This window comes from Allosphingosinicella sp. (assembly GCF_036387215.1).
GTDB lineage: Bacteria > Pseudomonadota > Alphaproteobacteria > Sphingomonadales > Sphingomonadaceae > Allosphingosinicella.
Genome location: NZ_DASVUE010000361.1, coordinates 1 through 12,101 on the forward strand (window position 1 = coordinate 1; position 12,101 = coordinate 12,101).

Annotated in this window: 7 protein-coding genes and 2 pseudogenes; 8 read left to right on the top strand and 1 reads right to left on the bottom strand. The window is 63.5% G+C overall.

Annotated elements, in window-relative coordinates:
- From VF662_RS14370 to VF662_RS14390, 5 genes and pseudogenes are all read left to right on the top strand, one after another.
- Positions 1 to 975, top strand: a 975-nt coding sequence (locus tag VF662_RS14370; protein ID WP_464142471.1) for an RHS repeat-associated core domain-containing protein, incomplete at its 5' end; no start/stop codon positions are given.
- Between the two features lie 718 nt (positions 976 to 1,693).
- Positions 1,694 to 3,478, top strand: a complete 1,785-nt coding sequence (locus tag VF662_RS14375; protein WP_464142473.1) for an RHS repeat domain-containing protein — start codon at positions 1,694 to 1,696, stop codon at positions 3,476 to 3,478.
- Between the two features lie 446 nt (positions 3,479 to 3,924).
- Complete coding sequence (locus VF662_RS14380; protein WP_464142475.1) at positions 3,925 to 5,256, top strand: hypothetical protein; 1,332 nt, start codon at positions 3,925 to 3,927, stop codon at positions 5,254 to 5,256.
- A gap of 581 nt (positions 5,257 to 5,837) precedes the next feature.
- A pseudogene (locus VF662_RS14385) lies at positions 5,838 to 6,176 on the top strand (RHS repeat-associated core domain-containing protein); the annotation flags it as partial.
- A gap of 298 nt (positions 6,177 to 6,474) precedes the next feature.
- Positions 6,475 to 7,332, top strand: a complete 858-nt coding sequence (locus VF662_RS14390; protein ID WP_464142477.1) for an RHS repeat-associated core domain-containing protein — start codon at positions 6,475 to 6,477, stop codon at positions 7,330 to 7,332.
- A 26-nt stretch (positions 7,333 to 7,358) separates the two neighbouring features.
- Here VF662_RS14390 and VF662_RS14395 read toward each other — a convergent pair whose 3' ends face one another.
- On the bottom strand, positions 7,359 to 7,532 hold the full coding sequence (locus tag VF662_RS14395) for a hypothetical protein (protein WP_464142479.1): 174 nt from the start codon (positions 7,530 to 7,532) through the stop codon (positions 7,359 to 7,361).
- A gap of 134 nt (positions 7,533 to 7,666) precedes the next feature.
- On the opposite strand from VF662_RS14395, the gene VF662_RS14400 reads away from it, so the two are divergent.
- The 3 genes and pseudogenes from VF662_RS14400 to VF662_RS14410 all read left to right on the top strand — a co-directional run.
- Positions 7,667 to 7,891, top strand: coding sequence for a hypothetical protein (locus tag VF662_RS14400; RefSeq protein WP_464142481.1), 225 nt, complete (start codon positions 7,667 to 7,669; stop codon positions 7,889 to 7,891).
- Between the two features lie 59 nt (positions 7,892 to 7,950).
- Positions 7,951 to 9,915 carry an autotransporter assembly complex protein TamA gene (locus VF662_RS14405; RefSeq protein WP_464142483.1) on the top strand — a complete coding sequence of 655 codons (1,965 nt, stop codon included), beginning with the start codon at positions 7,951 to 7,953 and terminating at the stop codon, positions 9,913 to 9,915.
- Positions 9,915 to 12,101 (top strand): annotated as a pseudogene (locus tag VF662_RS14410) (translocation/assembly module TamB domain-containing protein); the annotation flags it as partial. The gene VF662_RS14405 and the pseudogene VF662_RS14410, both read left to right, overlap by 1 nt.

Genomic DNA, 12,101 nt, shown 5'->3' on the forward strand with positions numbered 1-12,101 from the left:
TTCGCCTATGACGGCACCGACCTCATCGCGGAGTATAACAGCTTCAACACGCTCCAGCGCCGGTTCGTGCACGGGCCGGGGGTGGACGAGCCTTTGGTCTGGTACGAAGGCTCGGGCACCGCCGACCGCCGGTTCCTGCACGCGGACGAGCGCGGCTCGATCGTCGCAATCAGCAACGGCTCGGGCACCGTCACCAATATCAATAAGTATGACGAATATGGCGTGCCGGCGAGCACCAATGTGGGGCGGTTCCAGTATACCGGCCAGAAGTGGATCGGCGAGATCGGCCGCTACGACTACAAGGCGCGGCTTTACTGGCCCCAGGGCGGCCGGTTCATGCAGCCGGACCCGATCGGGTACGACGACGGGATGAACCTCTATGCCTATGTGAAGGGCGACCCGGTGAATCGGATCGATCCGTTGGGCCTCAAGTGGGTCCGGGTGTGTGACAAAAACGGCTGCCACTTGGAGCAAGAAATCGTAGTAACCGGCAGCAGGAGTGGGGGAGGCGGCGGCCAGGAGATTGTTGTAACAGCTCAAATCCGGAGACCCGGCGGAGACGGACCAGGAGGCGGCGGCCAAAGGCCTCCGGTCGGGATCGGTCACAATGAGGGGCCGCCGCTTAACGAATTTGTGCAGGAGATTGTCGTCAACGGCCGGAAGGCCACGAAATTTGTAAAAATTATTGGCAAGGGTTTGGCTGGTGCTGTGATCGAAGGAGTGTTCTTCCCTGAGCCAGCAGGTGAAACTCAAGAGACAATGCGTAGTCTCGACGAGACCCGAGAAGCAGCCAACCTGGGGTATAAGTTAGACAGATCCAGACGCTCTCATCGCCAGAACGTATACAAGAAGGGGGCGCGCTTGCTCACACGTGATATCGATGGGCATAAAGGGGGGTTCTGGAAAATGTATGATCTGAAGGGCAACCGACTAGGTACGTATAACAGGGATCTAACCGTGAGGATTGGAAAATAATGTGCAAATTTGGGATGGTATATTCAGATGAGCCTCAAGTGGATGCTAATGGAGATAAGTTCTCGAAAGGCAGACTATTTCTGGGAGGGGAGTCAGAGATAGTACTTTCAGACCACCATTTATGGTCGGCGTCTGATTATTTGATGCACTGGAAACTATCTGCATCTGATATGTTAAATAGAAATATACCAACCTTATTCTGTTCTTCATTGTCTGTTAACAGTATCGATCTGTGGATTGGATTACCTGGATTAAGTCATGTTATATTCTATAATAGGATTTCCAAATCAGACGATATATACGCTTCCGAAATGCGGATACATCCACATGGATCATTCTTGGATTTCTTAGGGGAGCCTACCAGTGAGTGGTCCAGTTGGGCGGTCCCTTTAGGTTATATCAGATGTTTTGTTGATCGATCTAAGTAGATTATATGTAAAGGAGCTTGAGGCACGACACCTGTAGATTGAGGCGGCAGTCGACTTACACGTGCGTCGGCTCCCATATCCTTTCCGTCGCACCTCGGTCAGCAGGGGAACGGCACGGCCAGCAGCTACAGCTACGATGCCGTGTGGCGTCTCTCCCAGCTGGTGCAGAACGCAGGCGGGAATTCCGGGACACAGTACCTAATTAACTGACGCAGGGGCTGGCGCAGAGCTACCAGCTCCTTCTGCATCACCGCCCCACGTTCAAGAACCGTCCCGGCACCGAGCCGGACGTGACCTACGGCTACGACCTGCTCGGCCGGATGGTCTCGGCCTCGCAGCCGGGGCATGCGCTGAGCTTCAGCTATGACGCGCTGGGGCGGCAACTGAGCGAGAGCGGCCCGCTGGGGACGGTCAGCTCGAGCTGGGACGCTGCCGGCCGGCGGACGGCGCTCACCGATCCGGGCGGGTTCACGGCTCTTTACACCTATCTCGTCACCGGCGAGCTGAGGACGATCCAGCAGCCGGGCTCCGGGCCGTTCAGCCCGGGGATCGTGCTGGCGACGTTCGGCTATGATCCCGCCACCAATGCCGGCCAGCTCGGCCTTCGCACCTCGATCAGCCGAGCGAACGGTGCGGCGACCAGCTACGGCTATGATGCGGCGCTTCGCCTGTCGCAGATCGCCCATTCGGGCACGAGCCAGAACGTAACGTTCACCTATGGCTACAACCCGGCGGGGCAGATCGTCAGCCGCGAGAGCAACAACGACCCCTATTCCTATAGCGGCGACAGCGCCGGCACGACCTCGACGCGGGCCAACGGGCTGAACCAGCTTCAGAGCCGGAACGGGGCAACGGTCGGCCATGATGCGAAGGGCAATACCCTCAACGATCCGAGCTTCGGCTACAGCTACGGCCACTCGTCGGAGAACCAACTCACCAGCGTCGGTGGCTCGGGCTGGTCGCTCGGGCTCTCCTACGATCCGTTGGACCGGCTCTATCAGGCGGGGAGCACAAGGTTCCTCCATGACGGCACCGACCTCATCGCGGAATATAACAGCTTCAACATGCTCCAGCGCCGGTTCGTGCACGGGCCGGGGGTGGACGAGCCTTTGGTCTGGTACGAGGGCACCGGCACCGGCGACCGCAGGTTCCTGCATGCGGACGAGCGCGGCTCGATCGTCGCGGTCAGCAACGGCTCGGGCACCGTCACCAACATCAACCGCTACGACGAATATCGCGTTCCGGCGAGCACCAACGTGGGGCGGTTCCAGTATACCGGCCAGAAGTGGATCGGCGAGATCGGCCGCTACGACTACAAGGCCCGCATGTACTGGCCCGGGGGCGGCCGGTTCATGCAGCCGGACCCGATCGGCTACGGCTCAGGCGTGAACATGTACGCCTATGTCGGCGGCGATCCGGTCAACTTCACGGATCCAACGGGACTAGAAACCCAAGCGCAATGCCAAGCCCTAAAGGCAGCGGAAGCTGCGAAGGGCGACGCAGGCGCCCTCGTCGTGTGCGGAGGCAGCAGGAGTGGGGGAGGTGGCTGGGGCAATGCCGGCGCACTGTTGGGCGGAGGGCGCAGCGGAGGAGGAGGCGCTATGGACGGCGGCGGTGGTGGCGCGCCGCAACCGACGGAAACGGCGGAGAGCTCGAGGACGCCTCAAGCATGTCCGCTGCTGCCTCCGTCACCGGCCATGATGAATGAGGCTACCAATTCTGCTCTTGCATCTATATACGGACAGGGAAATGGTAGACCGACTACAAGTGCGCTCACGAGCGAGTTTTCACGAATAAGCGGCTTGCCTGATTTTTCTCGGAACGGATGGCGCCCGGTCCACTCAAGCCACGCTCCTTATGCTTATGAACGTTCTATTCCGGGGTCCACTGACGTTATCAAAGTCTATATTAATGACTCGCATAATAACGGCTTAAACACCGCCACTATTACATCTTCTACGCGTTCAGCTGGACACTTTCTGAACTGGCCATTCTACCAGATGGGATTACCCGTGAATGCGTTGAAAGCAGCAAATTACATTAGAAGCAATTGCATAGTGCAGAAGATTAAATGATGAGCAAATCTATTCAGGCAGTTGCTGTAGTTGCGGTATCTTCTGGATTAAGCTATCTGACGGGATCCTTAGACTACAGGTCTCCGTTGAATCTGATTTGGATGATCGTATTTCCGTTAGTTATAGGGGTGTTAGCTAACGGCACGCCGGAACACAGGTTCTATATGTCCTTTACGCTTGTAATCTTGTCGTTGGTCGCAGGTGCGATCGTGGGATCAGGCTTTAGCTGAACTTTGCGCTAAGTAGCAGGCAATAAGAAGTGCAGAATTATCTGGGTCGAGACCGGGGCGCTCTGCCCCGGCTCTTCTTCTTTTTGTTGCTCTCACGACCAAACTTCGCGGCCATGACCGGCTGGCGAAAACGCTTTATCCCGCCCGACGGAGGGCGCCGGAACGAGCAACGCGAACGATTATGAACAGCTCGTCTATGAGAGCCGCAACGGGGGCGTGCAGAATTCGCCTCTGGTGGCGGGCTTCCGCAACCGTGCGAACCAGACGATTGGCTTCAGCTACGACGCGCTCGGCCGCCCGACGCTGAAGGATTTGCCGGGCACGGAGCCGGACGTTTCCTACGGCTACGATCTTCTGGGACGGACAACCTCCGCTTCGCACTCCGGGAACAGCCTCAGCTTCAGCTACGACGCGCTTGGGCGGAGCCTCACGCAGGCGGGGCCGCAGGGGACTGCGTCGTCACAATATGACATTGCCGGCCGGAGGACCCGGCTCACCTATCCGGGGAGCGGGCTCTACCTCACCTACGATTATCTTCCAACCGGTGAGATGACCGCGATCAGGGATAACGGCGCCGCGTTCGGCATCGGCGTGCTGGCTTCGTTCGGCTATGACGACCTCGGGCGGCGGACCAGCCTCACCCGCGGCAAGGGGACGAGCACGAGCTACGGCTACGATCCGGCATCGCGGCTGTCGCAGCTCGTGCAGAGCGCAAGCGGGGCGCCGTTCCTCACATCCGGGTTCAGCTACAATCCCGCCTCGCAGATCCTGCTCAGGACGCGCTCGAACGACGTCTATGAGTTCAGCGCCTCGAGCGTCAGCCGGAGCGAGGTCCCGAACGGTGTGAACCAGCTCGTCAGCTTCGGCGGCACTCCGATCGGCTACGACGCCAAGGGCAACGTCACCTCCGACGGCACGCGCACGTTCGGCTATTCCTCCGAGAATATGCTGACGAGCGGCGGCGGAGCGACCTTCGCCTACGATCCGCTGATGCGGCTCTACCAGGTGGCGGGCACGGCCATGACGCGGTTCGCCTATGACGGCACCGACCTCATCGCGGAGTATAACAGCTTCAACACGCTCCAGCGCCGGTTCGTGCACGGGCCGGGGGTGGACGAGCCTTTGGTCTGGTACGAGGGCACCGGCACCGGCGACCGCAGGTTCCTGCATGCGGACGAGCGCGGCTCGATCATCGCGGTCAGCAACGGCTCCGGCACCGTCACCAACATCAACCGCTACGATGAATATGGCGTGCCGGCGAGCACCAACGTGGGGCGGTTCCAGTATACCGGCCAGAAGTGGATCGGCGAGATCGGCCGCTACGACTACAAGGCGCGGCTTTACTGGGCTGGAATCCTGATTGGATTTTCAGACATGGCGAAACCTTTGGCAGGGGCAGCCGAGGCGACCCCAGGTGGGTCGATCCGAAAGGAGGGCACTGGCGGTGGCACTCTCCCGACAAGTGGCACAAACAAGGTCATTGGGATCATAATCCCTGGACGCGCTGGAATTCGCCGTGGCAGCATATTTACGAGGTACCATCCATGACGCCTCAACAATGGAACCACTGCTACGCTCAAGGCAGGTGTGTGTGATCTATTCAGGAGTTGATCTATGATCATTGATTATCTCTCATCCGGAGCACGGGAGTGTCCATTAATAAGGCTCTTTGGAAACGATCATACAGGATTCGTGGAGCTAAAACAGATAACCAGCTTACTCAGTCATGTTCCCAACCGAGAGGATCTACTAGAAAATTATGCGTCTTTCCACTTGAGTGATTTCGATAGTTTTTGCTTAGGCAATATGGGAAACTTTGGAGTTCAGGTCACTGGAAGGCGGATTGAGTGGAGGACCTCACCCTCAAATTGGCACACGATTTCATTGCTGATTGAGCCACTGGTGGATGCGCCGTTACATCCAGTCTCTTACCAATGGCTCTGGGGGCCTGCGGCGATCGACCCGTTAGATCATTCCGAGACATCGGTTCTTCTATCGAAGAGCGTGGAGGGCGTTTGGTAGTTTTCGGAAAGATCGGTGATGGGGAGTCGATGCGTCCTGGGCCGGCTCCATTTTGTCTCCGTAGCTGGTGAACCGCTTTAAACCGTCCGCACCGGCTCGACTATAACGCGGCCTCCAACATCACCAGCTTCAGGAACCGTGCGAACGAGACGATCTTCTTCAGCTACGACAATCTGGGTCGCCTGACGCTGAAGAACCTGCCGGGCGCGGAGCCCGACGCGACCTACGGCTACGACAATCTTGGCCGCCTGACCTCCGCCTCGCAGCCGGGGCATGCGCTGAGCTTCAGCTATGACGCGCTCGGCCGCCAGCTGAGCGAGAGCGGGCCGCTGGGCACGGTGAGCTCGAGCTGGGACGCTGCGGGCCGGCGGACGGCGCTCACCGATCCGGGCGGGTTCACGGCTCTCTACACCTATCTCGTCACCGGCGAGCTGAGGACGATCCAGCAGCCGGGCTCCGGGCCGTTCAGCCCGGGAACCGTGCTGGCGACGTTCGGCTATGACGATTTCGGGCGCCGGAAGTCGGTCACTCGAGCCAATGGTGCGGCGACCAGCTACAATTATCACAGCAATTCCGGCCTGCTCTCGCAGATCGTGCATAGCGGCACGAACCAGGATGTGACGTTCGGCTTCACCTACAACCCGGCGGGAGAAATCATCAGCCGCGAGAGCAACAACGATGCTTACTCCTATAGCGGCGACAGCGCGGGCACGACCTCGACGCCGGCCAACGGGCTGAACCAGCTTGCAAACCGAAAACGGGACGACCATCGGCCACGATGGGAGAGGGAACACCACCAACGATCCCTCGCTCGGCTACAGCTACGGCTACAACTCCGAGAATCTGCTGACCAGCGTCGGCGGCTCGGGCTGGTCGCTGGGGCTCTCCTACGATCCTCTGGACCGGCTGTACCAGGCGGGGAGCATTCGCACGCTCTACGACGGCACCACCCGCATCGGCGAATATAACAATGCCGGGACGCAGACCTCGAGGTTCGTGCACGGCCCCTCGATCGACGAGCCGATGATCGAATATGGCGGCTCCGGGCTGGCCACCCGCTCGTTCCTCTTGGCGGACGAGCGGGGCTCGATCGTCAACGCGGTGAGCGACGGCGGCGCAAGCGCGATCGGCCGCTATGACGACTACGGCAAGGTGCAGAGCTTCGCCAGCCGGTTCGGCTTTGCAGGCATGCCCTACGAGACGGCGAGCGAGCTCTATTACGCCCGCGCCCGCATGTTCAACCCGAGGCTGCCGAGGTTCATGCAGCCGGATCCGATCAGATATGGCGACGGGATGAACATGTATCCCTATGCGGGTGGAGATCCGGTGAATCGGATTGATCCATTCGGCTTCAAGTGGGTCCGGGTGTGTGACAAAAACGGCTGCCACTTGGAGCAAGAAATCGTAGTAACCGGCAGCAGGAGTGGGGGGGCGGGAGCACTGCTGAGAGGGGGAAACAACGGCGGTCGTGGCTGGAGCTTGGGAGGTGAATTGCCAGGAGGTTTCCCAGTACCGGACTGTCGGGTTCCTACGACGAATATGGGCAGACGCAGACCTTCGCCGGCTGGTTCGGCTATACCGGCCGCCCCTACGACACCCTGACCTCCGCGGCTTCGCGCGCTGGCGTGCTAGCGGCTCCTGTCGCGCAGCCACAGGAGCAGCGCGACGAGGACGCCGACCCCCGCGCCGGCAAGGAAGCCTATGCTCGGCTGGCCGAGGATGAGGCCACCGATCACGCCCGCGATGATGGCGGCGGCGAGGATGGAGCCGCCGGCGCGGCCGGGGGTGCGCTGGTCGTTCATCGGCGCTCAATGGCAGGGGAAAATGCGCTCCGCCAGTCATAGTGAACGGCAGGTTCACGATGACGGTGCGGCATTTCGAAAGGGAGGCGGCGTTAGAGCGGGCGCGGGGAAAAGACAGAAGAGCGGGGAAGCGCGTGCATCAGGACGGCCATCAATATGTACATGTCCAGGACCGGGCGGCGCTCGCCGAGGCGAACGAGCTGATCGCGCGCTTCGGGGAGCATGCCGGGCTCGAAGCGGCCCAGCGCGCCAGCCGCAGCCGTTCGCTGGGGAACGTCATCCACTTCTGCCACTGGAAGCAGATCGAGCGCACCATCGAGATGCTTAGCGCGGGCGAAGTCACCGGCACCATAAACTGATAGAATCCAACGCAAAATGCGCGCTGGCGGAGCGGTCCGGCGGCGGCTAGATTCGCGCCATGTTGCAAGTCGCTGCGGGGCGGCCTGTGGCGGCCGCTTTGGCCGCCGCCGCCCTTACCTTATGGCCCGCTGCCGCCGCCGCGCAGGACGCCACCCCCTATGACGAGCTGAACCGGCCGCTAGATCCATCGGCGCCGATGGACCCGCTTCCGGATCTCGGCGTCGACTGGCCGGACATGGAGGTGGCGGAGCCGGTCGCCGCCCGGCCCGACACGACCATCGCCGATGCGGAGACGGAGCGCTCCTATACGGTGCGCATCGAGGGGCTGGACGCTGCGGCGGACCAGGGGCTGACGGCGCAATTCCAGCAGCTCTCGACGCTGGAGGCGAACCGCAAGGATCCCGCCAACGCCGCTCAGATCGACCGGCGCGCGCGCGAGGATGCAGTGCTGCTCGGCGAGCTGCTGCGCGGCTACGGCTATTATGACGCTCAGGTGGCGACGCGGATCGAGGCGGCTGCCGGCGCCGGCAACGCGCTCGTCACGCTCGAGGTGCAGCCGGGGCCGCAATACCGGTTCGCGGAGGTGGCGCTCCCCGGGATCGATGCCGCCGGAGCCGATGCGGCGGCGCTCAAGGAAGCGTTCGGGATCGATCCGAACGACCCCGTCAATTCCGCCGCGGTGACCGCGGGCGAGGCGGCGCTCCGGGCCGAGCTCGGCCGGCGCGGCTATGCCTTCGCCGATGTCGGCACGATGGACGTGGCGGTGGACCACGCGACCCGAACGGTGCGCCTCGTGCTGCCGGTGCAGCCGAACGGCACCCGGCGGTTCGGCCGCTTCATCGTCGAGGGGCGCGAGCTCTTCGATGCCGCCCATCTTGGCGAGATCGCGCGGTTCGACGAAGGCGAGACGCTGTCGACGCCGATGATCGACGACCTTCGGCGGGCGATCGTCGCGACCGGCATCGTCTCTACAGTGAACATCCGGCCGGTGGCGCGGCAGGGGAGCGAGGTGGTGGACCTTGCCGTGACGCTCGAGCCGGCGCCGCTGCGCACGATCGCCGGCGAGGCCGGCTATGGGACTGGCGAGGGCGCCCGCGTCGAGCTGAGCTGGGAGCATCGCAACCTCATCCGGCCCGAGGGCGCGGTGCGGTTCCGCGGGGTGGTGGGTACGCAGGAGCAGGTGCTTGCGGCGACGCTCCGGCGCAACAATTTCCGCAAGCGCGACCAGGTGCTGACGGCCCAGATCGCCGCCAGCCATGTCGATCGGCAGGCCTACGATGCGCGAACCTTCCTGGTCGGCGCGGCGATCGAGCGGCAGACCAACATCATCTGGCAGAAGAGGTGGACCTGGTCGGTCGGCGGGGATCTCATCGCCACCGACGAGCGCGACGTCGATGTCGATACCGCGACGACGCGGCGGCGCACCTTCTTCATCGGCGCTCTGCCCGCAACCCTCAGCTATGACGGTTCGAACGACCTGCTCGATCCGACCCGCGGCTTCCGCCTCTCCGGCCGCTTCTCTCCGGAAGCTTCCTTGCAGAGCGGCGCGTTCGGCTATGCGCGGCTGCAGATCGACGCCAGCTTCTACCAGCCGGTGACGCCCACGGTGGTGATCGCCGGGCGGACCCGGCTCGGCACCATCGCCGGCGCCGAGCGCGACCGGATCGCCCCATCCCGCCGCTTCTACGCCGGCGGCGGCGGATCGGTGCGCGGCTTCGGCTATCAGGAGCTCGGGCCCCAGGATCCGGTGTTCGACGATCCGATCGGCGGCCGGAGCCTTGCCGAATTCGCGCTCGAGGCGCGGGTGCGGGTCGGCAATTTCGGGATCGTGCCGTTCATCGATGCCGGCAACATCTACACGTCCGAGCTGCCGAGGCTGGACAGCCTGCGCTTCGGCGCCGGGATCGGGGTGCGTTACCATACGCGCTTCGGGCCGATCCGCATCGACGTCGGCACTCCGCTGGGGCGGCGGCAGGGTGAATCGAGGGTGGCGGTCTACGTGTCGCTCGGACAGGCATTCTGATGGACGCGGAGGCGCCGGCCGCCCCGCCCGGCGAGGAAGCGGAAGCGCGGCCCCGGCGGCGGCGCTGGCTGTCGCGTCTTGCGAAGTGGGTTATCGGGCTGCTGCTGGTTATGCTCCTCGCGGCGGGCGCTTTCCTTGCCTTCCTCGACACCGCTCCAGGCCATCGCTTCCTTGCCGACCGGGTGGCGGCGCTTAGCCCGCGATCGGGGCTGAAGATCCGCATCGGCCGGATCGACGGCTCGATCTGGGGCGAAACGCGCCTGCGCGACGTGCGCGTCTACGATCCCAGGGGGCTGTTCGCTGAATCGCCGCTCATAGATGTCGAATGGCAACCTTTAGCCTGGCTAACGAACCGGCTGGTGATCGACGATCTCGCCTCGGAATTGGTCGTGCTTCACCGGCTTCCGAAGCTCATTCCCAGCGATGAGCCGGGCCCGATCCTGCCTGGCTTCGACGTGCGGGTGGGGCGGCTTCGGATCGCGCAGCTGCTGCTGGAGAAGGGGGTGGCGGGGCAGCGCCGCATCGCCGCGGTCATGGGCCAGGCGGACATCCGCTCCGGGCGGGCGCTTGTCGATCTCGATGCGGTGGTGCGCGGCGGCGGCGACCGGCTGTCGCTGCTGATCGACGCCGAGCCGGACCGGAACCGCTTCGACCTGGACGTGCGGCTCCAGGCGCCGGCGGGCAGTGTGGTCGGTGCGCTGCTCGGCACCCGGATGCCGGTGGGTCTCAGGGTAGAAGGCGACGGCCGCTGGAGCGCGTGGCGCGGGCGGGCGCAGCTGGATTACGCCGGCCGGCGCAGCGCCGATCTGACGCTGAGGGCTGCGAACGGCAACTACAGCCTTTCCGGGCGGCTCGCGACGCAAGGCCTGTTGAGGGGCAAGGCCGCGCGGCTGACGGCTCCGACGGTACTGGTGAACGCCCGCTCAACGTTCGAGGACCGGCGGCTGGACGGGCGGCTTTCGCTGCGATCGGCGGCGCTGAAGCTCGAAAGCCGGGGCGTTATCGATCTTTCGAAGAGCAGCTTTGAGGGCGTCCGGATCGGCGTCGACCTCCTTCAGCCGCCGACCTTGTTCCGGAACATGAGGGGTGAGCGGGTGCGGCTCACCGGCTTGCTCAACGGGCCCTTCCGCCGCGCCGCGTTCGCCTATCGCATCACCTCGCCCCGGGTCTGGTTCAACAGCACCGGATTCGAGGAGGTGCGGGTGGAGGGGCGCGGCCGCTTCTCGGCTTCGCCCGTGAACGTGCCGGTGCTGCTGACGGCGCGGCGCGTAACTGGCGTTGGAGATGTAGCGGGCGGGATCCTCGCGAACCTTCGCGTTCAGGGGGTGCTGAAGGTCAACTCGAAACGGGTGACGGGGGAGGGGCTGGCGCTCACCTCCGACAAGCTCAAGGGGAAGATCAGCCTGCTGGTGGACCTTGCCACGGGGCAGTTCGACATCATCATTTCCGGAGGCCTCAGCCGCTACCTCATTCCCGGGCTCGGCATCGTCGACGTGCTGACGGAGCTCAAGGTGGTGCCGGGGCCCGGCCGAAAGGGCACGCTGGTGACAGGCCGCGGCCGTGCCTGGGTTCGCCGCTTCGACAACCGGTTCCTGCTCGGCCTTGCCGGTGGGCTGCCGCAGATCGACACCGGCCTCATCCGCGCTTCGGACGGGATCCTTCACTTTCGAGGCCTGAAGCTGACGGCGCCGTCGCTCCGCGCCACCGGCAACGGCTTCAGGCGCAAGGACGGGACCTTCTTCTTCGAAGGATCCGGCACGCAGGCGACCTACGGCGCCTTTGCGATGAGCCTCGATGGCAAGATCAGCCGTCCGAAGATGGCGATCCGTCTGGCGCGGCCGAACGACGCCATGGGGCTCGCGAACGTCCTGCTGAACCTCGATCCGACGGCGCAGGGCTTCGCCTACCGCGCTGAAGGCATGTCCACGCTCGGGCCGTTCCGCTCGAACGGCGCAATCCTGCTGCCGGCCGGGCAGCCGGCGCTGATCCAGGTGGCCGCGCTCAACGTCTCGGGCACGAGCGCGAGCGGCATGCTGCGAAGCGATCCCGGCGGCTTCACCGGGAGGCTGAATGTCGCCGGCGGCGGCCTCGACGGGCAATTGCTGTTCAGCCCGGTCGGACAGGTGCAAAGGATCGAGGCGCATCTGGCGGCGAACGAAGCGCGCTTCGCAGGTCCGCCGCCGATC